Below are 23,498 nucleotides of genomic sequence, written 5' to 3' on the forward strand. Positions count from 1 at the left end.
CGGCAACGCAACCCCGGCATTTCCACGGCAGGTGTGCTACGCAGCATTTCCCTTAATTCCGTCCGGCGCCATTGATCGTGCTGACCATCCGAAATCTCTCGAAGACCTTCTCCTCGGCAGGCGAACCGGTTCACGTGCTGCGCGGGGTCGATCTCGATATCAGGGGGGGCGAACGCGTCGCGCTGACAGGCGAATCCGGCAGCGGCAAGAGCACGCTGCTGCACCTGATCGCCGGGCTGGACGCCGCCGATGGCGGCACGATCCGGCTGGAGAACATCGAGGTCACAGAGCTCTCCGATGCAGGCCGCGCCGGCTTGCGGCGCGACCGGATCGGCCTGGTTTTCCAGCAGTTCAACCTGATCCCGAGCCTGTCGGTCGCGGACAATCTGGCCTTTCAGGCGCGGATCGCCGGCCGGCATGATGCGGCCTGGTCCAGGGAGCTGACCGAGCGACTCGGGCTCGGAGATTTGCTCAAGCGTTATCCAGAGCAATTATCAGGCGGCCAGCAGCAACGGGTCGCGATCGGCCGGGCGCTGGCGACGAAGCCTTCGCTGCTGCTGGCGGACGAGCCCACCGGCAATCTGGACGAGGACACCGCGGAGAACGTGCTGGCGCTGACGCGCGACCTCGTTGCGCGCACCGGCTGTGGCTTCCTGATGGTGACGCACAGCCTGCATCTGGCCGGCACGCTCGACCGCCACCTCACCTTGCATGCGGGACGGATCGCATGAGGCGCGCGCTGTGGGTGCTCGCGGTGCTCCTGAGCCATTGGCGGCGGCACAAGATGCAGTTCGCCACGCTCCTGATCGGGCTGATCGCCGCGACCGCATTGTGGAGCGGCGTGCAGGCGATCAACCAGCAGGCCCGCAGCGCCTATGACCGTGCCGCCGCAACCTTCGGCGGCGTGCGCACGGCGATGCTGGTCGCGCCCGACGCGGCGACTTTTCCGCAGGAATTGTTCGTCAAGCTCCGCCGCGCGGGCTGGCCGGTCTCGCCGGTGCTGGAGGGACGGGTCCAGGTCAACGGCCGCTCGGTGCGGTTGCTCGGCATCGAGCCGGTGACGCTGCCGGCCGATGTCGGCAATGCGCCGCGCCTCGGCGCCTCGGATTTGAGCAGCTTCGTTGCCGCGCCCGGCCAGACGCTGGTGGCGAAGGAGACGCTGAGCGATCTGCAGGCGCAGGAAGGCGCGGCGCCGCCGATCAGCAACGGCGCAAAGCTGCCGCCGCTACGCGTGCTGCCGCAACTCGTGCCCGACGTGCTCGTGGTCGACATCGGCGTGGCGCAGCGGCTGCTGAACAAGCCGGACCAGCTGTCGCGGCTGCTGATCGGCAAGCCGAGGGGCAAGCCCGCGCCGCTGCAAAGCGTCGTCGGCGAGGCATTGCAGCGGGTCGAACCGAATGCGGAGACCGAGCTCGAGCGCCTCACCGACAGCTTTCACCTCAACCTCACCGCCTTCGGCCTGCTGTCATTCTTCGTCGGACTGTTCATCGTCAACTCCGCCGTCGGCCTCGCCTTCGAGCAGCGGCTGCCGATGCTGCGCACCTTGCGGGCCTGCGGCGCGTCGGCGCGACTGGTGAACACGGTGCTGGTGGTCGAGCTGGTGGCGCTGGCGCTGGTCGCCGGCCTGATCGGTCTGGTCTGCGGCTATTTCATCGCCGCGGCGCTGCTGCCGGATGTGGCGGCATCGCTGCGCGGGCTCTATGGCGCGCAGATCCCGGGGCAACTCACGCTGCAGCCCGAATGGTGGTTTGCCGGCATCGGCATCAGCGTCGCCGGCGCGATCGTCGCGGCGGCGACCAGCCTGATCAAGGCCATCCGGATGCCGGTGCTGGCGACCGCGCAGCCATACGCCTGGCAGCAGCGTCAGCGCCGCTGGCTGATCCTGCAAAGTCTGGCGGCGTGCACGGTGTTCGTCGTCGCGCTGCTGCTGCTTCACTACGGGCAATCGCTGATCGCGGGTTTTGGCGTGCTGGCGGCGCTGATGCTCGGTGCGGCGCTGATCCTGCCGGCCTTCCTCGATATCATCCTGCTCGCCGGCCAGCGCACCGCGCGCGGACCGCTCTCGCTGTGGTTCTGGGCGGACAGCCGGCAGCAACTGTCGGGACTGTCGCTCGCGCTGATGGCGCTGCTGCTCGCGCTCGCCGTCAATGTCGGCGTGTCCACCATGGTGGAAACCTTCAGCCGCACCTTCATCGGCTGGCTCAACGGGCGGCTCGCGGCCGACGTCTACATCAGCGCCTCCGACAACGCACAAGGCACGGCAATCCGCAACTGGCTGAAGCAGCGCGACGAGGTTCAAGCCATCCTGTCCGGTGGCCGCGCAGAGACGCAGGTGCGCGGCCAGCCGGTGGAATTGCTCGGCCTGCCCGACCACGCGCTCTATCGCGAACGCTGGCCGCTTCTGGAGACCGCGCCGCGCGCCTGGACCCAGTTGGTGCCGGGCAATGCCGCCTTCATCAGCGAACAGTTGAGCCGGCGGCTAGATGTGCGCGTCGGCGACGTCATCGACGTGCCGACGCCCGGCGGAAATTGGGAGCTCGACATCGCCGGCATCTATGCCGATTACGGCAATCCCAAGGGACAGCTGACCGTGAACGTCGCGGCCCTGATCCGGCATTTTCCGCAGACGCCGCAGACGCGGATCGGGCTGATTGTCGCCAGGGAGAATATCCCCGGGCTGATCACTGCCTTGCAGAAGCAGTTCGCGCTCGACGATCGCAGCGTTGCGGATCAGGCAACGGTGAAGGCGGAATCGATCCGGATCTTCAACCGCACCTTTGCGGTGACGTCGGCGCTGAACGCGTTCACGCTCGGCGTCGCCGGCATTGCGCTGCTGACCAGCCTGTTGACGCTGGCGAATTCGCGGCTGCCGCAACTCGCGCCGCTTTGGGCGATCGGCATCACGCGGCCGCGCCTCGCTGCGATCGAGCTCACCAAGACGCTGTCGGTTGCACTGTTCACGTCGCTGCTGGCCGTGCCACTCGGGCTGCTGGTGGCGTGGTGCCTGATCGCGATCGTCAATGTGAAGGCGTTCGGCTGGCGGCTGCCGTTCCATGTGTTTCCGCTGCAGCTGGTCGAGCTGGTCGCTGTCGCAGTGTTCGCATCGCTGATTGCCGCACTGCTGCCGATGATCCGGCTGGCGCGGATGCAGCCGGCGAGCCTCGTCAAGGTGTTTGCCAATGAGCGCTGAGAGGATTTCAAGGCGCGCCTTCGCCGGCGGCATCGCCGCGCTCGCCCTCGCACGACGTGCTGGCGCGCAAAGCTATGCCGGACTTGGCGAGAGCGCCGATGGCTTTGCGAAAGTGACGCCAGGAAGAGCATTTTCCTTTCCAGGCGATCACGGCCCGCATCCGGACTTTCGCATCGAGTGGTGGTATCTGACGGCGAACCTGGTCGACAGCAGCGGCGCGGCGTGCGGGCTGCAATGGACGCTGTTCCGCCAGGCGGCGCAGCCGGGGCCGCAAGGCGAGGGCTGGGCCAATCAGCAGATCTGGATGGCGCATGCCGCGGTGACGCGCGCGGACACCCACCGCTTCAACGAGGCCTTTTCGCGCGGCGGGGTCGGGCAGGCCGGCGTCACTGCAAAGCCGTTCGCGGCGTGGATCGACGATTGGGAGATGAAAAGTCTCGAGCGCACCGACGATCGCGCCTTGTCGCCACTCACACTGAAAGCCGCCGGCACCGACTTCAGCTACGCACTCACGCTGGAGGCCGATCGTCCGGTCGTCTTGCAGGGCGACCACGGCTACAGCCGCAAGTCCGAGCGCGGGCAAGCCTCCTACTATTACAGCCAGCCGTTCTACCGCGCGCGCGGCACGCTCACCATCGACGACAAGTCCGTCGATGTATCAGGACAAGCCTGGATGGATCGCGAATGGAGCAGCCAGCCGCTCGACGCCGACCAGACCGGCTGGGACTGGCTGTCGCTGCATCTGTCGTCCGGCGACAAGCTGATGCTGTACCGGCTGCGGCAGAAGGATGGCCAATATTATCCGTTCTGCAACTGGATCAGTGCCGCGGGCGACACGCAGATGATTGCGGGCGGCGACATCCAGATGACGCCAAAGGCGACCGCGGAGGTCGCGGGACGCAAGCTACCGGTGGAATGGCAAATCGCGATTCCCTCGCGCGCCTTCTCGATTTCCTGCAAGCCGCTGAACCCAACAGCCTGGATGGGGACCGGCTTCTCCTATTGGGAGGGGCCGATCAGCTTCGCCGGCACGCATGACGGCGTTGGCTATCTCGAGCTAACCGGCTATTGAAGCCCAACTCGTTTGAAGGGATTGGCCATGTATCATCTCACCGCTCTCGTCACGCTGCTGGCGATTGCATTTTATCTCTTCGTCTGCATCAACGTCTCGCGCGTGCGGGAAAAGACCGGCGTCAAGGTACCTGCGACGTCGGGCCATCCCGATTTCGAGCGCGCCTTCCGCATTCAGATGAACACGCTGGAATGGATGCCGGTCTTTCTGCCGGCGCTCTGGCTGTTCGCGATCTATATCGGCGACGCCATCGCAGCCGGAATCGGCGCGGTCTGGATCATCGGCCGCATCGTGTATTTCATCGGCTATTCGAAGGCGGCAGCCAAGCGCGGCCCAGGCTTCGCGATCCAGGGCATCGCCGCCCTTGCGCTGTGGGCGGGGGCGATTGGGGCGGTGGTGTTGCGGCTGGTGTGAGGGGCGACGCCTCGACACATTCCGCTGTCATCCCGGACAAGCGCAGCGCAGATCCGCGATCCATAGCCACAGGGAGTGATTGTGGCGCAGACTGGTTACTCCGGGTCCCCATAACCACATCGGCCTGTGGTTATGGGTCCCGGATCTGCGCTCACTTCGTTCGCTTGTCCGGGACAACAGCGAGAGTGGAGCACCAGCGTTGGCTCACTTCGTCAGCGGACAGCCGCTTTCCTTGGCGGTGAAGAAGGCCTTGTCTCCGGGGACCACCGCGAGCTGCTTGTAATAGTCCCAGGGCTTCTTCGATTCCGACGGCTTCTTGACCTCGAACAGATACATGTCGTGGACCATGCGGCCGTTCTCAAGCACCTTGCCGCCTTGCGCGAAGTCGTCGTCAACCGGCAGCTCCTTCAGCTTCTTGGCGACCGCGTCCGGGTCCTTGGTGCCGGCGGCCTTGACCGCCTTGAGATAGCTGAGCGTCGCCGAATAGGTGCCGGCCTGGATCATGTTCGGCATCCGCCCGGTGCGCTTGAGGAAGCGTTCGCCGAGATTGCGCGTGCGGTCGTTGACGTCCCAGTAATAGCCTTCCGTCAGCACCAGGCCCTGCGCGGCCTGCAAGCCGAGGCCGTTCACCTCGGCGAGCGTCATCAGCAGGCCGGCGAGCTTCTGGCCGCCGGCGACGATGCCGAACTCAGAGGCCTGTTTGATCGAGTTGGTGGTGTCGAGGCCGGCATTGGCGAGGCCCACGATCTTCGCCTTGGAGCTCTGCGCCTGCAGCAGGAAGGAGGAGAAGTCCGAGGAGTTGAGCGGCACGCGCACCGAGCCGACCACCTTGCCGCCATTGGCCGTGACGATCTCGCTGGTGTCCTTCTCCAGGGCGTAGCCGAAGGCGTAGTCCGCGGTGAGGAAGAACCAGGTGTCGCCGCCGGCCTTGGTCAGCGCACCGCCGGTGCCGACGCCGAGCGCGCGGGTGTCGTAGGCCCAGTGGAAGCCGTAGGGCTGGCAGGCATCGCCGGTGAGGCGCGAGGTCGCGGCGCCGACGACGATGTCGATCTTCTTCTTTTCCTTGGAGAGCTCGTGGATCGCGAGCGCGACCGATGAGGTCGTCAGCTCCGTGATCATGTCGACGTTCTCGACGTCGTACCAGCGCCGCGCAATGGAGGTCGCAAGATCAGGCTTGTTCTGGTGGTCGGCCGTGACCAGTTCGACCTTCTGGCCCAGCACCTCGCCGCCGAAATCCTCGATCGCCATCTTGGCGGCTTCCACCGACCATTTGCCGCCGTAATCGGCGTAGACGCCGGACTGGTCGTTGAGAATGCCGATCTTGACGCCTTGCGCCGTGGCCGGCGCCGCCAGCATCAGGGCCGAAATTGCGACAGCAGCCAAAAGTGCTGATTTCATGTGTTAGCTCCCAGCAGTTTTCTGTTTTAAAATCGGGCGGATACTAGTGAAGAACACCGGGCCTGCCCATCCATTTCATGTTGATCGTTAGTATGGGATTCTGCGCGCCCAACAATCGCTGTCGTCCCGGACAAGCGAAGCGCAGATCCGGGACCCATAGCCCCAGGGAGAAGTTTGGCGAAGACTCCGAGTCTTCGCCAAACTTCTCCCTGGGGTTATGGATCCCCGCCTACGCGGGGATGACAGCGTGAATGTTGAGACGCCAGTGGCCACCACCAGCACCTAAGAAGCCACCACCTCCGGCTTCTTCCCCTCGTTCCGCCCCTCCGCCAGGTTCCGCACCACCACATAGAAGATCGGCGTGAACAGCAGCCCGAACAGGGTGACGCCGATCATGCCGAAGAACACGGCAACGCCGACGGCCTGACGCATCTCCGAACCGGAACCGGACGAAATCACCAGCGGCAAGACGCCGAGGATGAAGGCGAAAGACGTCATCAGGATCGGCCGCAGGCGCAGGCGGCAGGCGTCGATCACGGCCTCCAGCCGCGGCTTGCCTTCATTCTCGATGTCGCGTGCGAATTCGACGATCAGGATCGCGTTCTTTGCAGCTAACCCCACCAGAACGACGAATCCGATCTGGGTGAGGATGTTGACGTCCTGCCCCATGATCCGCACACCGATGGTGGCGGCGAGCAGGCACATCGGCACGATCAGGATCACCGCAAACGGCAGCGTCCAGCTGCCATATTGCGCGGCGAGCACGAGATAGACGAACAACACGCAGATCGGGAACATGTAGAGGCCGGCATTGCCGCCGGTGATTTGCTGGTAGGACAGGTCGGTCCATTCGAAGGTGAAGCCGCTCGGCAGGGTGTCGTCCGCGAGCTTCTTGACGGTGTTGAGCGCCGTGGTCGAGCTCACGCCCGGCGCCGGCTCGCCCTGCAGTTCGGACGCCGCATAGAGATTGTAGCGCGCGACGCGGTCGGGTCCCGACATGTCCTTGAACTCGACCACGCTGCCGAGCATCACCATGTCGCCCGAGGCGTTGCGCGTACGCAGCCGCGCAAGATCGCTTGGCTCCTTTCGGAACGGGAAGTCCGCCTGCGCGGTGACGTGATAGGTTCGGCCGAACAGGTTGAAGTCGTTGACATAGGTCGATCCGAAATAGGTCTGGATCGTGTCGTTGATGTTGGCGATGGGCACGCCGAGCTTCTGCGCCTTGGTGCGGTCGATGTCGAGGAAGAGCTGCGGCGTGTTGGCCGAGAACGGCGAGAACACCGTCGGAGCGAGCAGCAAGGGCGATTTGCGCGCCGCTGCGACGAGCTCATCGGTGGCCGCGGCGAGCAGCTCCGGCCCGCGGCCCTGGCGGTCCTGGATGCGAATGGTGAAGCCGCCGCCGGTGCCGATGCCGGGCACGGCCGGCGGCGGAATCACGATGATGAAGGCGCCCTGGATCGCGGCCAGGCGCTTGCGCAGCTCGCCGGTGATGGCGTTCGCCGTCAGCCCCTTCTTCAGGCGCACCTCGGGTTCATCGAACACCGGGAACAGAGCGGCCGCATTGCCGGCCTGAGTACGCGTCGCGCCGGAGAAGCCCGCGAAAGCGGCCACACGGATGATACCCGGCGTATCCAGCGAGATCCGCTCGATCTCGCGGACAATCTCCGTGGTGCGCGCCAGCGACGCCGCGCCCGGCAATTGCACGGAGATGATGACGTAGCCGCGGTCCTGCGCCGGAATGAAGCCTTGCGACGTGGTCCCGATCAGCCAGCCGGCGCTGCCGATCAGCACGACGTAGATCAGGATCATCACCGCCGAATGGCGGATGACGAAATTGGCGACGCCGGCATAGCCATGCGCAAGCCGGTCGAACAGGCGGTTGAAGGCGCCAGTGAAGCCGTTCCAGCCGCGCGCAATCAGATTCCAGGCGGCCGGAGGCTTCTTCTCCTCATGCGGCGTGAGGATCAGCGACGCCAGCGCCGGCGACAGCGTCAGCGAGCAGAAGCAGGAGATCGCGGTCGCCACCGCGATGGTGACGGCGAATTGCTGGAAGAACTGCCCGGAAATGCCGCCGAGGAATGCCGTCGGCACGAACACCGCGCAGAGCACCAGCGCGATCGAGACCAGCGCGCCGCCGACCTCCTCCATCGTCTTGAGCGCGGCGTCACGCCGGCTCAGGCCGTGCTCGAGATGTCGTTCGACATTCTCGACCACGACGATGGCATCGTCGACCACGATGCCGACGGCGAGCACGAGGCCGAACAGCGTGAGATTGTTGATGGAGAAGCCGAGCGCCGCCATCACCGCGAAGGTGCCGACCAGCGAGACCGGGATCGCGATGATCGGAATGATCGCGGGCCGCCATCCCTGCAGGAACACCAGCACGACGACGACCACGAGCAGCATGGCCTCGTAGATCGTCTTGATCAGCTCGTGGACCGACTGCGCGATGAACTCGGTCGGATTGTAGCCGATATTGTAGTCGAGGCCTTTCGGAAAGCTCTCCTTCAGCCTGGTCATGGTGTCGGAGATGTTCTTCGCCGTCGCGAGCGCGTTCGATCCAGGCCGCTGCGTCACCAGCATGGCGACCGCCGACTTGCGCAGCAGGAAGCTGTTGGTCGAGTAGGCGAGTGCACCGAGCTCGATACGGGCGACGTCGCGGAGGCGCACGGTGCGGCCGTCGGAGCCGGCCTTGATCAGGATGTCCTCGAACTGCTTCTGGTCCTTCAGGCGCCCTGTGAATGTGAGGTTCGGCTGGAAGGCGCGATCGGCGATCGGCGGCTCGGCAATCTGGCCGCCCGCGATCTGCACGTTCTGGGCGCGGATCGCGGCCAGGACTTCGGTCGAGGTCAGGCCGAGATTGGCGATACGGTCAGGGTCGAGCCAGAGCCGCATCGAATAGTCGCGTGCGCCGAAGATCTGGATGTCGCCGACGCCGTCGATCCGCAGCAACTGGTCGCGGACCTGGAGCAGCGCGTAGTTGGAGATGTAGAGCTGGTCGAACGTGTCGTCAGGCGACAGCATGAACACGACCATCAGGATGTCGGGCGAGTTCTTGCGGGTGACGACGCCGTTGCGCTGCACCTCGTCCGGCAATTGCGGCTGCGCGATCGCGACGCGGTTCTGCACCAGCACCTGCGCCTTGTCGAGATCGGTGCCTAGCTTGAATGTGACGGTGATGGTGAGCTGACCGTTCGAGGTCGCCTGGCTGTAGAGATACAGCATGTCCTCGACGCCGTTGATCTGCTGCTCGATCGGAGCGGCGACGGTGTCGGACACGGTTTGCGCCGAAGCGCCGGGATATTGCGTGGTGACCACGACGGTCGGCGGCACCACCTGGGGATATTCGGAGACCGGCAGCGTGGTGTAGGCGAGCGCGCCGACGATCAGCAGCACGATCGACAGCACCATCGCAAGGATGGGCTGGTTGATGGAGAGACGACCCAGATTCATGACTTGTCACCAGGCTTGCCAACGGCCGGCGCTGGCGCTGTCTGCGGGGCAACCTTGACGCCGACACGGGCGCGCTGGATGCCGTTGACGATGACGCGATCGTCCGGCTTCAGCCCTTCGCGGATCACGCGCAGGCCTTCGTCCAGCGGACCGAGCACCACGGGGCGGGCCTCGACGGTATCGTCCGGCTTGACCACGAACACGATCTTGCGGGACTGGTCGGTTGCGATCGCAGCGTCCGGAATCAGCAGGGCCTCATAGGGCGCACTGCCGATCAGCCTGATACGGCCGAACTGACCGGGCAGGATCGACAGATCGGTGTTCTTGATCACGGCGCGGCTGCGCAGGGTTCCGGTGGAGACATCGAGGCGGTTGTCGAGGAAGTTGATGGAGCCTTCATGCGACGACTTAGTCTCGCCAGCCAGCGTCACCTGCACCGGGTTCGCCGTATCGCGCGAGCTCGGGCGCCTCCCTTCGAACCAGAGCTTGCTGTATTTGATGAAGGTCGCTTCATCCATGTCGAAATAGACGTAGATCGGATCAAGCGTCACGATCGAGGTCAGCAGCGTCGATGAGCCGTTGTCGCTGCCTTGCACGAGATTGCCGGGACTGACGAGATGGCGGCCGACGCGACCGGTGAGCGGCGCGGTCACATGGGTGAACTCGATGTTGAGCCTGGCGGCCTTCAGCACGCCCTCGGCCTGCGTCACCGCGGCGTGCGCGGCCTGCAAGGCCTGACGGCGCTGATCGACGACCTGCTCGGAGACCGCACTGGTCTGGACCAGGTTGAGGCCGCGGTCGAGCTCGCGCTTGGCAAGCTCGACCCTGGCGCGCGCGTCGACGAGCTGGCCGTCCGCCTGCTCCGCCACCGCCTCGAACGGGCGCGGATCGATCACGTAGAGCAGATCGCCCTGATGCACGATCGCGCCGTCCTCGAATTCGACCGAGTTGACGAAGCCGCCGACGCGGGGGCGCACCTGCACTTCTTCAACCGCTTCGAAGCGGCCGGTGAACTCATCCCAATCGGTGACGGTGCGCTTGACCGGCTGGGCCACCGTCACCGGCGCGGGCGGCGGCGCGCCCGCCTGCGAGGTCGGCTGTCCGCAACCGGTGAGCGCAAACGCCGCCGCGAGAAGGCCAGCGATTACGTAAGGCCGGAACTCAACGAAATCGTGCGTTTTGACAAATGGCTCGCTTCCGTCCGGTCCAGTCATCCCAGGTCCTCGCATAAAAGCCGCGGAAATTGCAGGGTACGCGCGTACCCGCGGGCGCCACGAGATGGGTGGCGAGGATGAACTGTTCAAGACCGATGCCAGCACAATGCTTGGGCGGATGCGCTAGCCGGATGGCGGGTTGACGGGGATGCCGTGCTCGCGCCGTACGCAAGGTATCACCCTCCCCTGGAGGGCAGGAAAGCACAGCGTCTTCGCACATGACGGGCGCGGCAGCCTCGGCTAGACTTCCCCTACAAAACAAAGACGAATTGTCCGGGGAGGACAGACGTGCACCAGGGACGTGTCGTTTACGGCGCGATCGAGGAGGTCGTGTTCGGCCACCCGGCGGCCGAGGCTATCGTCGCGCAGATGGACCGGCTGGGGACGCGCCGCGCCTTCCTGATGGTCTCCGGCACGCTGAACCGGCAGACCGATGAAGTCGAGAAAATCAAACAAGCCCTGGGCTCCCGCTGCGCCGGCCTGTTCGACGCCATGCCGGCGCACACGCCGCGCGAGGCGGTGATCGCGGCGACCAACGCGGCGCGCGAGGCGGGCGCTGATCTGATCGTGACCGTCGGCGGCGGCTCGATCACCGACGGCGCCAAGGCGGTGCAGCTTTGTCTTGCCAACGGCATTGATGATGTCGACGGCATCGATCGCATCCGCGTGCACAAGGGCGTCGCGCCCGAGATGACCGCGCCGACGGTGCGCCAGATCAGCGTGCCGACCACGATCGCCGGCGGCGAGTTCAGCTCTATCGCGGGCGTGACCGACCGCGCCACGCACGTCAAGCAGATGCTGCGGCATCCGCTCGCCGTGCCGCGCGCGACCATCCTCGATCCCGCCGTCACCGTGCACACGCCGGAATGGCTGTTCCTCTCCACCGGCATCCGCGCCGTCGATCACTGCGTCGAGGCGATCTGCTCGCGCGAAACGCACCCTTATGCGGATGCGCAAGCGGTGAAGGGCCTCGCCATGCTCGCCGACGCGCTGCCGCGGGTGAAGGCCGACCCTGCCGATCTCGACGCGCGGATGGACGCGCAGATCGGCACCTGGCTGTCGATGGGCGCGCTCGCGGCCGGCGTGCCGATGGGCGCGAGCCATGGCATCGGCTACGTGCTGGGGGCCGCCTTCGACGTGCCGCACGGCTACACCTCCTGCGTCATGCTGCCGGCGGTGATGCGCTGGAATGCGCGCGACAATGCCGAGCGCCAGATGATCGTCGCGGCCGCGATGGGCTTTCCCGGCCATAACGCCGCCGACGTGCTCGACGCCTTCATCCGCTCGCTCGGCATGCCGCGCAGTCTCGCGGACGTGCGCGTCTCGCCGGAGCATTTCGATGCCATCGCCGAACAGGCGATGCGCACGAACTGGATTCCGCGCAACCCGCGCAAGATCGATACGCCAGCGCAGGTGCGGGAAATCCTGCTTCTCGCCGCATAGCCTTAACGACGGAGGACTGATGTATCCAGGTCAGCATGCTCGCCTACGCCCGCTGCAGCCCGCCTTCATCATGGCAGCGACCGGCGAGGCCGTCACCTATCGCGAGCTGGACGCGCGCAGCAACAAGCTCGCGCATCTGTTCCGCAAGCACGGATTGAGGCGGCTCGACCACTACTCGATCTTCATGGAGAACAATTCGCGCTATCTCGAAGCCTGCGGCGCGGGCGAGCGGTCCGGGCTGTATTACACCTGCATCAACTCGTTCCTCACCGCGGGTGAGCTCGCCTATCTCCTGACCAACAGCCAGTCCAGGATCCTGATCACGTCGGTGGCGAAGCTCGACATCGCGCGCGAGGCGATCAAGGCCTGCCCCGACGTCAAGCTCTGCATCGTCGCCGACGGCTCCGGCGAGAGCGACCGCATCGTCGGTCTTGCGGACGTGACTGCCGACCTGCCGAAGACGCCGATCGCGGACGAGTGGCTGGGCACCTCCATGCTGTATTCGTCGGGCACGACAGGTCGCCCGAAGGGCATCATCCGGCCGCTTCCGGAGGAGCCCCCGAAGCACAATCTGCCGCTGTTCGATTTTCTCTCGAAGCTCTGGCACTACCGCGAGGGCATGGTCTACCTCTCACCGGCGCCGCTCTATCACTCGGCGCCGCAAGCCGCGGTGAACCTCACGATCCGCATCGGCGGCACCGTGATCATCATGGAGAACTTCGATCCTGAACGATATCTCCAGCTCGTCCAGCAATGGGGCATCACCCACACCCAGCTGGTGCCGACGATGTTCTCGCGCATGCTGAAGCTGCCGGAGGAGGTACGCAGGCGCTACGACCTCTCATCGCTGGAGATCGCGATCCATGCCGCGGCGCCCTGCCCGGCGCTTGTCAAGGACGACATCATAAAATGGTGGGGTCCGATCATCCACGAATATTACGGCGCGACCGAAGGCCTCGGCTTCACCGCCTGCAACAGCGAGGAATGGCTGAGCCATCGCGGCACCGTCGGCAAGGTGCTGCTGGGTGACTTGCACATTCTCGACGAGGACATGAAGCCCTGCCCGACCGGCACGCCCGGGCAAGTGTGGTTCAAGACGGGATCGCCGTTCGAATATTTCAACGACCCGGAGAAGACCAGGGAAGCGCGCTCGGCCGACGGCAGCATGAGCACGGTCGGCGACGTCGGCTATGTCGACGAGGATCGCTTCCTCTACCTCACCGACCGCGCGACTTTCATGATCATCTCGGGCGGCGTGAACATCTATCCGCAGGAATGCGAAAATCTGCTGATCACCCATCCGAAGGTCGCGGATGCCGCGGTGTTCGGCGTGCCCAATCCCGATCTCGGCGAAGAGGTGAAGGCGGTGGTGCAGCCGATGCCGGGCGTGGTGCCGGGCGAGGCGCTCGCCGAAGAGCTGATTGCCTTCTGCGGCGCATCGCTATCGCGGCAGAAGGTGCCGCGCTCGGTCGATTTCGAGAAGGAGCTGCCAAGGCTGCCGACGGGGAAGCTGTACAAGCGGCTGCTGCGCGACCGGTACTGGGGGAACAAGACGTCGCGGATCGTGTGAGGGTGTAGCTGCAAGCTTGCTGTCGTCCCCGGGCGCGCGCAGCGCGAGCCCGGGACCCGTAACCACAGGGAGTAGTTGTCGCGCAAGATCGCAACTCCGAGTCTTCGCCAAACTGCTTCCTGTGGTTATGGGTCCCGGATCTGCGCTGCGCTTGTCCGGGACGACAGCTGAGATTTGCGCGCTACATCTGCACCGGAATCACTCCTTCGCATCCGCACTCTCACATTGTGAGAAAAATGCCCTGCGGCCTTCCGTCATCCGAATTGTCGAGGCCCCTGCCAGCCTTGCCGGTTGCTTCGCTGCGCGCGCGTCGCTATCGTCTGACAAACAGGTCGCAAAGGCCGTTTCCAGGGAGGATGAGAATGCGGAGCGTGTGGGCGTTCGCCGCAATGGCGGCGTTATCTGTGCTGACGGTCTCGACCACCACGCTCGCCGGCGAGCCCAAGCAGGGCGGAATCCTGCGGATGTATCACCGCGACAGCCCCGGCAACGCCTCGATCCACGAAGGCGCGACCTACTCGCTCAATGTTCCCTTCATGCCCGTGTTCAACAACCTCGTCATCTACAAGCAGGACGAGGCGCAGAACAGGATGGACAACATCGTCCCGGAACTCGCTGAGAGCTGGGCCTGGGTCAACGACAACAAGACGCTGGCCTTCAAGCTGCGCCAGGGCGTGAAATGGCATGACGGCAAGCCGTTCACCGCGGCGGACGTCAAATGCACCTTCGACATGCTGATGGGCAAGGCGCCGCAGAAATTCCGGCAGAACCCGCGCAAGTCCTGGTACGATCAGGTCAACGACATCTCGACCAACGGCGATTTCGAGGTCTCCTTCAACCTGAAGCGGCCACAGCCGTCGCTGCTGGCGCTGCTCGCGTCCGGCTATACGCCGGTCTATCCGTGCCACGTCTCGCCCGGCGACATGCGCACGCATCCGATCGGCACCGGCCCGTTCAAGTTCGTCGAGTTCAAGGCCAACGAATCGATCAAGCTGACCCGCAATCCCGACTATTGGCGCAAGGGCCGGCCCTATCTCGACGGTATCGAGTTCACCATCATTCCGAACCGCTCGACCGCGATCCTGGCCTTCGTCGCCGGCAAGTTCGACATGGCTTTCCCGACAGAAGTGAGCATTCCGCTGCTGAAGGACGTGAAATCGCAGGCGCCGAACGCGGTCTGCGTGGTCGAGCCCAACAACGTCGCGACCAACATCATCGTCAATTCGTCCGCGCCGCCGTTCGACAATATCGACATCCGCCGCGCGATGGCGCTGTCGCTCGACCGCAAGGCATTCATCTCGATCATGTTCGAGGGCCAGGGCGATGTCGGCGGCACCATGGAGCCGGCACCGGCCGGCCTCTGGGCGATGCCCAAGGAGATGCTGGAGAGCATTCCGGGCTACGGCCCCGACATCAACGCCAACCGCGAGGAGGCGAAGAAGCTGATGCAGAAGGCCGGCTACGGTCCGGACAAGCATCTCGCCGTAAAAGTCTCGACCCGCAACATCCCGGTCTACCGCGACCCCGCAGTGATCCTGATCGACCAGCTCAAGAGCATCTATATCGACGGCGAGCTCGACGTGGTCGAGACCGCGAACTGGTTCCCGAAGATCGCGCGCAAGGACTACATGCTGGGGCTCAATCTGACCGGCAACGCCGTCGACGATCCCGACCAGTCCTTCTACGAAAATTATTCCTGCGGTTCCGAGCGGAACTACACCAATTACTGCAACAAGGAGATCGAAAAGCTGTTCGACGTGCAGTCGCAGGAAACCGACATCGCCAAGCGCAAGAAGCTGGTGTGGGATATCGACAAGAAGTTGCAGGAGGACGTCGCGCGTCCCATCATCTTCCACGCACGCACCGGCAGCTGCTGGCAGCCCTATGTCAAGGGCGTGACCGTCATGTCGAACAGCTCCTATAATGGCTACCGGTACGAAGACGTCTGGATGGACAAGTAGCGCGCTGACGGCAGGGCGGGAGGGCGGGAGGGCGCGGAATGTTTGCCTATCTGGTACGGCGCCTGTTCCTGATGCTCGTGACCCTGTTCGGGATCTCGGTCGTCATCTTCTTCCTGCTGCGCATCGTGCCCGGCAACATCGTCGATATCCTGTTCGCCGCGGCCGGCTATGTCGATCCCGCTGACAAGGCCAATCTGGAGAAGGAACTCGGCATCGACCGGCCGCTGATCGTGCAATATTGGCACTGGATCAGCGGTTTCCTGCGCGGCGACTTTGGTTACTCCTACGTCTCGGAGAAGCCGGCGCTTCAGGAGATTTTGCCGCGGATCCCGATCACCGCCCGGCTCGCCGGACTGGCGCTGCTGTTCTCGGCCTCGATCGGCATTCCGCTCGGCGTCATCAGCGCAGTCAGGCAGGGCACGCGGCTCGATTATGCGCTGCGCGTCGTCAGCCTCAGCGGATTGTCCCTGCCCTCGTTCTGGCTCGGCCTGCTCATCCTCACTGCGTCGGTCGCGATGTTCAACCAGATGCCGATCTTCAATCCAAATCCCGCGACTTGGCTGGAAGCTTTCGCAACCTACGCCGTGCCGGCCGCCGCCGTCGGTTTCCGCAGCGCCGCGCTCACCATGCGCATCACGCGCTCCTCCATGCTGGAGGTGCTGCGGCAGGACTACATCCGCACCGCGCGCGCCAAGGGCGCCTCCGACGCCGCGGTCAACTACAAGCATGCGCTGAAGAATGCGATCCTTCCCGTCATCACCGTGATCGGCATCGAGGCGGCATTCCTGATCGGCGGGCTCATCGTGACGGAGACCGTGTTCAACATCCCCGGCGTCGCCCGCTTCCTAGTCGAAGCGATCCGCTGGCGCGATTATCCGATCGTGCAGAACCTCGTGATGCTGATTGCGGTGGTGGTGGTGAGTGCGAACTTCATCGTCGACATGCTGTACGCGGTGTTCGATCCGCGCATCCGGTACACGGATTGATCGCATGATTTTCTCTCACACAGTATGTGCGCTCTCCTTCACCTCTCCCCGCCTGCGGGGAGAGGTCGGATTGCATCGCAGATGCAATCCGGGTGAGGGGGAGTCTCCGCGAATCTTACTGTCACCTCCCCCGTGGAGAGCCCCCCTCACCCCAGCCCTCTCCCCGCCTGCGGGGAGAGGGGGAAGATAGAGCTTGCATGGCCGCGATCGACTACGACGTTGAGCTGAGGCGCGCCGGCGCGTATGCGACCGGCGGCTGGCGGCGCGTGCTGTTTCTGGCGCAGCGACACGTGCTGGGCGCGGCCGGGCTCGTCATCATGACGTTGTTCGTGCTCACGGCGATCTTCGCGGACTTCATCGCGCGCTACGATCCGCTGACGATCGATTCGACCCGCGCGCTGATGCGCCCGAGCCTGGCGCACTGGATGGGCACGGACTCGTTCGGCCGCGACGTCTTCAGTCGCATCATCCACGGTGCGCGGATTTCGCTCGCTGTCGGCATCGGCTCGACCACGCTCGGCGGCACGATCGGCGTCATCGTCGGGCTGACATCCGGCTACCTCTCCGGTTGGGTCGACCTCGTCTTCCAGCGCGTCTCCGACGTCCTCCAGGCGCTGCCGCTGCTGGTGCTGGCCCTGATCATGACGGCGGCGCTCGGCCCGTCGCTGCCGAACGTCATCATCGCGATCGCCATTCCGCTGATCCCGACCGTGTCGCGCGTTGTCCGCGCCAACACGCTGGCGCTGCGCGAACTGCCCTTTGTCGAAGCCGCCAAGTCGATCGGCATGAGCGAGGTGCGCATCGCGCTCCGCCACGTGTTGCCGAACACGCTGGCGCCGCTGATTGTGCTCGCCACCGCGCAGCTCGGCTCGACCATCCTCACCGAAGCTTCACTCTCCTTCCTCGGCCTCGGCATTCCCGAGCCTTATCCATCCTGGGGACGCATGCTGTCGGAATCCGCCGCCGAATATGTCCGCACCGCGCCGTGGCTGGTGATCTTCCCGGGCATCGCGATCAGCCTCGCCGTGTTCGGCGCGAATCTGTTCGGCGACGCCCTGCGCGACATCCTCGATCCCCGGCAGCGCGGCTGATGACGAGCAAATCCGATCTCGTGCTCGAGGTGAAGAACCTGAAGACGGTGTTCTTCACCAATTCGGGGCTGTTCAGGGCGGTCGACGACGTCTCCTTCACCGTGAGTCGGGGCGAGACGCTGGCGATCGTCGGCGAGTCCGGCTGCGGCAAGAGCGTCACCGCGCTGTCGCTGATGCGGCTGGTGCCCGATCCGCCCGGCCGCATCGTCGGCGGCTCAATGTCGCTCGAGGGCACCGACCTGCTGGCGCTGGATGAAGCGCAAATGCGCGCCGTCCGAGGCAACCGCATCTCCATGATCTTCCAGGAGCCGATGACCTCGCTCAATCCGGTGATGCGGATCGGCGACCAGATCGCCGAGGCGGTGCGGCTGCACCGGAACATGTCGTCGAAAGAAGCCCGTGACATCGCGGTCGAGATGCTGCGGCTGGTGCGCATCCCCGAGCCGGCGCGGCGAGCACGGGAATATCCGCATCAGCTCTCCGGCGGCATGCGCCAGCGCGCGATGATCGCAATGGCCTTGGCGTGCCGGCCGGCTCTGCTGATCGCGGACGAGCCGACCACCGCGCTCGACGTCACCATCCAGGCGCAGATCCTGGCGCTGATCCTCGACCTCCAGAAGGAGCTCGGCACCGGGCTCGTGCTGATCACGCACGATCTCGGCGTGGTCGCGCAGACCGCACAGCGTGTCATCGTGATGTATGCGGGGCGGAAGGTCGAGGAAGCCAGTGTCGAGGCGCTGTTCGCTGATCCAAAGCACCCCTACACGCGCGGGCTGATGGCCTCGATCCCGGCTGTACCGGCGTCAGGTGTACCTGTGCAGGAGCGGCTCAACGAGATTCCCGGCACCGTGCCCTCGCTGGTGCGGCTACCGCCGGGCTGCGCCTTCGCGCCGCGCTGCAAGCTCGCGATCAAGCGCTGTCAGGATGAATATCCGCCGCTCGCAGATTGGGGCAGCGGTCATCTCGCCGCGTGCTGGCGCGCGGCAGACGTGGCGGAGGTGGCATGACCGAGGCCCTGCTCGAAGTCACCGACCTGACAAAGCACTATCCGGTACGTGCCGGCGTGCTGCGCCGGCAGGTCGGCACCGTGCACGCGGTCGACGGCGTCTCGTTCTCGGTTGGTGTCGGCGAGACGCTGGGCCTTGTCGGCGAATCCGGTTGCGGCAAATCGACGGTGGCGCGCAGCGTGCTGCGACTGGTCGAGCCGACCTCGGGCCAGATCCGCCTCGACGGCGAGGACATCACGCATCTGTCCAAGACCGCGCTGCGGCCGCACCGCCGTTCGATGCAGATCGTGTTCCAGGACCCGTTTGCCTCGCTCAATCCGCGCATGAGCGCAGGCGACATCGTCGGAGAGCCGCTGGCCGTGCATGGGCTTGCGACCGGCAAGGCGCTGGAGGCCCGCACCGCAGAACTGTTCGAGCAGGTCGGCTTGCGACCCGACCAGATGCGCAACTTCCCGCATCAATTCTCCGGCGGCCAGCGCCAGCGCATCTGCATTGCGCGGGCGCTGGCGCTCGGGCCGCGCCTGATCGTCTGCGACGAGCCGGTGTCAGCGCTCGACGTCTCGATCCAGGCGCAGGTGATCAATCTGCTGATCGATTTGCAACGCGCGCACGGCTTCTCCTACCTCTTCATTGCGCACGACCTTGCCGTGGTCGCCCATATCAGCCACCGCGTCGCCGTGATGTATCTCGGACGCATCGTCGAGATATCAGGCAAGGACGAGCTGTTCCGCAACCCGCGCCATCCCTACACGCAGGCGCTGCTTGCCTCGGTGCCGATTGCCAACCCGCTGGCGAAGAAGCTCGCGCCGCTGGTGGATGGCGACGTGCCGAGCCCGGTCAATCCGCCGCCGGGCTGCGCGTTCCACACCCGCTGCCGGTTTGCGATGGAGCGGTGCAGGACCGAGCGGCCGGCGCTGATGGACGCGGGCGACGGACACCAGGTGGCGTGCTTGCTCAATGAGGGGACGGGACGGGGAGCGTAACTCTCGTGTCCCCGCGAAAGCGGGGACCCAGAAACATCCTCTCATTCGGAGCCATGGGTCCCGGCTCGCGCTTCGCGCGTCCGGGACACGAGACTATACCCCGATCTCCGCCACGATCCTGCCCGTCGTCACCTGCTCGCCCTCGGCAACGCCGATTGCGGCGATCACACCGTCGATGCCGGCCTTGTGGACATGCTCCATTTTCATCGCTTCCAGCGTCAGCACCGGCTGGCCGGCGGTGACGCGGTCGCCCGGCTTGACCAGAACGGCGACGACACGGCCGTTCATCGCGGCGCGGACTTTGCCGTCGCCACCGTTGCTAGCGGCGGCCTTTGGCGCGGCGAGGGTGAGATCGGTGACCGCGAGCGGGATGCCGCGGTGCTGGAGGTAGAGCCGGTCGCCATCGCGCAGGAACTTTGCGCTGTCCATCACGCCGTCGTGGTGGAAGCGAATGGCGGCGGGATCGAGCTGGTCGATCTCGAACCTGGCCTGGTGTCCGTCGATCGCGACGGTGTAGCTGCCATCACGCTCGCGCGTAACCTCGAGCGCGTGCGCGTGGCCTGAAATCTCCACTCTCGCCGGCAACGGGAACGTCGCCGCAAGGCTCCGTCCACTGCGCCACGCCAGCGCCTGCGGGTTGGTGACGTACAGCAGAAGGCCGGCGAGCGCTGCGCCGAATGCGCCGTTTGCCGGCGGCGCCAACAGCTCGTCGCGATGCGCGGCAATGAAGGCCGTCGTCGCCTCGCCCTTGGCGAAGCCCGGGTGCCGCAGGCAGGACAGCAGGAACGCCTGATTGGTCGTCACGCCGAGAGCGACGAGCTGCTCCAGACCGACGATCAATCGCCCCCGTGCCTCCTCACGCGTCGCGCCATGGCTGATCACCTTGGCGATCATGGAATCGTAGAATGGTGCGATCTCCGTGCCCGATTGCAGCGCGTGCTCGACGCGGATGCCATCCGGCACCTGCCAGCACGCCATCCGGCCGGACTGCGGCATGAAATCCTGCGCGGCATCTTCGGAGCAGAGCCGCACCTCGATGGCGTGGCCGGAGAAGCGGATCTCCTGTTGCTTCAGCGGCAGCGGCTCACCGCGTGCGACGCGCAGCTGCAGCTCGACGAGATCGAGCCCGGTGATCGCCTCGGTCACGGGATGCTCGACCTGGAGGCGCGTGTTCATCTCCATGAAGTAGAACTCGCCGCTTGGATCGAGCAGGAACTCCAGCGTACCGGCACCCTCATAGCGCAACGCCTTCACCGCGGCGACCGCGACCTCGCCCATCTTCGCGCGCAGCTCCGGCGTGACCGCGGGCGATGGCGCCTCCTCGATCAGCTTCTGGTGCCGCCGCTGCACCGAGCAATCGCGCTCGCCGAGATGGATGGCGTTGCCGTGGCTATCACCGAACACCTGGATCTCGATGTGGCGGGGATTCTGGATCGCCCGTTCGAGGATGACAGCGGGGTCGCCGAACGCGGCCTTCGCCTCCGACCGTGCGCTACGCAGCGCATCCGGGAAGGAGGTCGCATCGGTGACGAGCCGCATGCCACGGCCACCGCCGCCGGCGACCGCCTTGATCATGACGGGGAAGCCGATCTTCCTGGCCTCCGCGAGCATGACCTCGTCGCCCTGGTCGGCGCCTTGATAGCCGGGCACGATAGGTACGCCGGCCTTCTTCATGATCTCCTTGGCGCCGGCCTTGTTGCCCATCGCCAAAATCGCCTGCGGCGACGGGCCGATGAAGACGAGGCCGGCATCCTTGCAGGCCTGTGCAAAATCCTCGTTCTCGGCGAGGAAGCCGTAGCCCGGATGCACCGCATCCGCACCGCTGGCTTTGGCGGCGGCAATGATGGCGGGGATGTTGAGATAGGATTGAGCGGGCAAGGCTTCGCCGATGCGCACGGCCTGGTCGGCCTGCCGCACATGGAGCGCATCGCGATCGGCGTCCGAATAGACCGCGACGACGCCAAGGCCGAGCCGCCGCGCGCTCCGCATCACGCGGAGCGCGATCTCGCCGCGATTGGCAATCAGAATCTTTAAGAACGGCCGGTGCTGCACTGATCCGTTCCTCATGGGCGGGCCACCGAGAACTGCATGCGTTGAGGCGTGCGTGCATCGCCCTCGCGGCAGATCGCAAGCACTTCGGACAGCACCGCGCGGGTGTCGCGCGGATCGATGACGCCGTCGTCGAGCACGCGCGCGCTGGTCGAGAACACGTCCATCTGGCCGTCGAACACGCCGATGATCTGCGCCTTCATGGCCTCCAACTGATCCTTCTCCACCGGCTTGCCGCGGCGGGCTGCGGCGGCCTCGGTCACGATCGCCATGGTCTCGGCGGCCTGCTCGCCGCCCATCACCGCGGTCCTGGCGTTCGGCCATGAGAAGCAGAAGCGCGGATGGAAGCCGCGGCCGCACATGCCGTAATTGCCGGCGCCGAACGAGGCGCCGCAATAGATCGTGATCTGCGGCACCGTCGCCGACGTCACCGCCTGGATCATCTTCGAGCCGTGCTTGATCATGCCGGCTTCTTCATAAGCCTTGCCGACCATGTAGCCGGTGGTGTTGTTGAGATAGAGGATCGGCGTGCGGGTCTGGCAGCAAGCCTGGATGAAATGCGTCGCCTTGTTGGCGCCGGCAGGATCGAGCGGGCCGTTATTGGTGATGATGCCGATCGCTTGCCCCTCGATGCGGGCATGACCGCAGACGGTGGCAGGACCGTAATTCGGTGCCATCTCGGTGAAATCGGAATCGTCGATGATACGCGCGATCACCTGCTTCATATCGACGGGGCGCTTGTGGTCCATCGGCATGATGCCGAGCAATTCGTCCTGGTCGTAGCGCGGCGGCTTAAACTGCGGATCCGCCCTGCCCGGCCGCTCCCATTCCAGCGCCGCCATGATCTCGCGCGCGATGCGCAGCGCGTCGCGGTCGTCCTCGGCGAGGTAGTCGCCGAGGCCGGACACCTGCGTGTGCATCTCGGCGCCGCCGAGCTCTTCCTCGGTCGCGATTTCACCAGTCGCGGCTTTCAGCAGCGGCGGCCCGGCAAGAAAGGCGCGGGTGCGGCCGCGGACCATGACGATATAGTCCGACAAGCCCGTCTGGTAGGCGCCGCCTGCGGTGGACGAACCGTGGGTAACTGTGACGACTGGAAGCCCCGCCGCCGAAAGCCGTGCGAGATTGCGAAAGATGTTGCCGCCCCGAACGAAATCCTCGACGCGGTAGCGCAACAAATTGGCGCCGGCGCTTTCGACCAGCTGGACGTAGGGCAGCTTGTTCTCGAGCGCGAGCTCCTGCACGCGGATCGTCTTGTCGAGGCCGTAAGGCTGCAGCGCGCCGGCATCGATGCCGGCATCGTTGGCACTGACCATGCAGCGAATGCCCGAGACGAAGCCGATGCCAGCGATGACGCCGCCGCCCGGCACGCTCTTGTTCGCATCCGGCACGTCGAACATGTAGCCGGCGAGCGTCGACAGCTCGATGAAGGGCGCGCCGGGATCGAGCACCAGCGCGACGCGCTCGCGCGGCAGCAATTGCCCGCGCTTGTGGAAACGGTCCTTGGCTGCGGCGGATGCGGCGCGCGTGCGCTCTTCCAGAGCGCGCATGCGGTCGATCAGGCCGAGCATGCCGTCGTGGTTGGCGCGGTAGGCGGCACTGCCGGGGGAAATGGTGTTTTCGAGAATGGACATCAAAACTCCTGCCCGTCATTCCGGGGCGCGCGTAGC

At 65.4% G+C, this 23,498-nt stretch carries 16 protein-coding genes; 11 read left to right on the top strand and 5 right to left on the bottom strand.

Annotated features, from left to right (window positions below; all coding sequences use genetic code 11):
* Window positions 1–77: 77 nt before the first annotated feature.
* From F8237_RS13370 to F8237_RS13385, 4 genes are read left to right on the top strand one after another with little or no spacing between them, the layout of a single operon-like run.
* Complete coding sequence (locus F8237_RS13370) at window positions 78–731, top strand: ABC transporter ATP-binding protein (protein ID WP_151645332.1); 654 nt, start codon at window positions 78–80, stop codon at window positions 729–731.
* Complete coding sequence (locus F8237_RS13375; RefSeq protein ID WP_151645334.1) at window positions 728–3,190, top strand: FtsX-like permease family protein; 2,463 nt, start codon at window positions 728–730, stop codon at window positions 3,188–3,190. Before F8237_RS13370 ends, F8237_RS13375 begins: the two co-directional genes overlap by 4 nt.
* Window positions 3,180–4,262 (top strand): lipocalin-like domain-containing protein, encoded by a 1,083-nt coding sequence (locus F8237_RS13380; protein ID WP_151645336.1) that lies wholly within the window; start codon window positions 3,180–3,182, stop codon window positions 4,260–4,262. Before F8237_RS13375 ends, F8237_RS13380 begins: the two co-directional genes overlap by 11 nt.
* A 27-nt stretch (window positions 4,263–4,289) precedes the next feature.
* Window positions 4,290–4,676: an MAPEG family protein gene (locus tag F8237_RS13385; protein ID WP_151645338.1), complete on the top strand. Its 387-nt coding sequence runs from the start codon at window positions 4,290–4,292 to the stop codon at window positions 4,674–4,676.
* A 204-nt stretch (window positions 4,677–4,880) separates the two neighbouring features.
* Here F8237_RS13385 and F8237_RS13390 read toward each other — a convergent pair whose 3' ends face one another.
* From F8237_RS13390 to F8237_RS13400, 3 genes are all read right to left on the bottom strand, one after another.
* On the bottom strand, window positions 4,881–6,074 hold the full coding sequence (locus tag F8237_RS13390) for an ABC transporter substrate-binding protein (protein ID WP_151645340.1): 1,194 nt from the start codon (window positions 6,072–6,074) through the stop codon (window positions 4,881–4,883).
* Between the two features lie 282 nt (window positions 6,075–6,356).
* A complete protein-coding gene (locus tag F8237_RS13395; protein WP_151645341.1) occupies window positions 6,357–9,527 on the bottom strand; it encodes an efflux RND transporter permease subunit in 3,171 nt (1,056 codons plus the stop codon).
* Window positions 9,524–10,741, bottom strand: a complete 1,218-nt coding sequence (locus F8237_RS13400; protein ID WP_162006033.1) for an efflux RND transporter periplasmic adaptor subunit — start codon at window positions 10,739–10,741, stop codon at window positions 9,524–9,526. Before F8237_RS13400 ends, F8237_RS13395 begins: the two co-directional genes overlap by 4 nt.
* 288 nt (window positions 10,742–11,029) lie before the next feature.
* Here F8237_RS13400 and F8237_RS13405 point away from each other — a divergent pair, with 288 nt between their 5' ends.
* The 7 genes from F8237_RS13405 to F8237_RS13435 all read left to right on the top strand — a co-directional run bounded on the left by F8237_RS13405 (window position 11,030) and on the right by F8237_RS13435 (window position 19,782).
* The gene (locus F8237_RS13405; RefSeq protein ID WP_151645345.1) at window positions 11,030–12,184 is read left to right on the top strand and encodes an iron-containing alcohol dehydrogenase; all 1,155 of its coding nucleotides are present in this window, start codon (window positions 11,030–11,032) and stop codon (window positions 12,182–12,184) included.
* A 19-nt stretch (window positions 12,185–12,203) separates the two neighbouring features.
* Window positions 12,204–13,754 (top strand): AMP-binding protein, encoded by a 1,551-nt coding sequence (locus tag F8237_RS13410; RefSeq protein WP_151645347.1) that lies wholly within the window; start codon window positions 12,204–12,206, stop codon window positions 13,752–13,754.
* 362 nt (window positions 13,755–14,116) lie between these two features.
* Window positions 14,117–15,715: an ABC transporter substrate-binding protein gene (locus tag F8237_RS13415; RefSeq protein WP_151645349.1), complete on the top strand. Its 1,599-nt coding sequence runs from the start codon at window positions 14,117–14,119 to the stop codon at window positions 15,713–15,715.
* A gap of 38 nt (window positions 15,716–15,753) precedes the next feature.
* Window positions 15,754–16,701: an ABC transporter permease gene (locus F8237_RS13420; protein WP_151645351.1), complete on the top strand. Its 948-nt coding sequence runs from the start codon at window positions 15,754–15,756 to the stop codon at window positions 16,699–16,701.
* 197 nt (window positions 16,702–16,898) lie between these two features.
* Window positions 16,899–17,792 carry an ABC transporter permease gene (locus tag F8237_RS13425; RefSeq protein ID WP_162006034.1) on the top strand — a complete coding sequence of 298 codons (894 nt, stop codon included), beginning with the start codon at window positions 16,899–16,901 and terminating at the stop codon, window positions 17,790–17,792.
* Window positions 17,792–18,799, top strand: coding sequence for an ABC transporter ATP-binding protein (locus F8237_RS13430; protein ID WP_151645355.1), 1,008 nt, complete (start codon window positions 17,792–17,794; stop codon window positions 18,797–18,799). The genes F8237_RS13425 and F8237_RS13430 overlap by 1 nt, the downstream gene beginning before the upstream one ends.
* Window positions 18,796–19,782 (top strand): ABC transporter ATP-binding protein, encoded by a 987-nt coding sequence (locus F8237_RS13435; protein ID WP_151645357.1) that lies wholly within the window; start codon window positions 18,796–18,798, stop codon window positions 19,780–19,782. The genes F8237_RS13430 and F8237_RS13435 overlap by 4 nt, the downstream gene beginning before the upstream one ends.
* Before the next feature lie 93 nt (window positions 19,783–19,875).
* Here the strand turns inward: F8237_RS13435 and F8237_RS13440 are convergent, their stop codons facing one another.
* Together F8237_RS13440 and F8237_RS13445 are read right to left on the bottom strand one after the other, a co-directional pair.
* The gene (locus F8237_RS13440; RefSeq protein ID WP_151645359.1) at window positions 19,876–21,849 is read right to left on the bottom strand and encodes an acetyl-CoA carboxylase biotin carboxylase subunit; all 1,974 of its coding nucleotides are present in this window, start codon (window positions 21,847–21,849) and stop codon (window positions 19,876–19,878) included.
* Complete coding sequence (locus F8237_RS13445) at window positions 21,846–23,462, bottom strand: acyl-CoA carboxylase subunit beta (protein ID WP_151645361.1); 1,617 nt, start codon at window positions 23,460–23,462, stop codon at window positions 21,846–21,848. Before F8237_RS13445 ends, F8237_RS13440 begins: the two co-directional genes overlap by 4 nt.
* Window positions 23,463–23,498 lie beyond the last annotated feature (36 nt).

The sequence above is a fragment of the Bradyrhizobium betae genome, assembly GCF_008932115.1.
Classification (GTDB): Bacteria; Pseudomonadota; Alphaproteobacteria; order Rhizobiales; family Xanthobacteraceae; genus Bradyrhizobium; species Bradyrhizobium betae.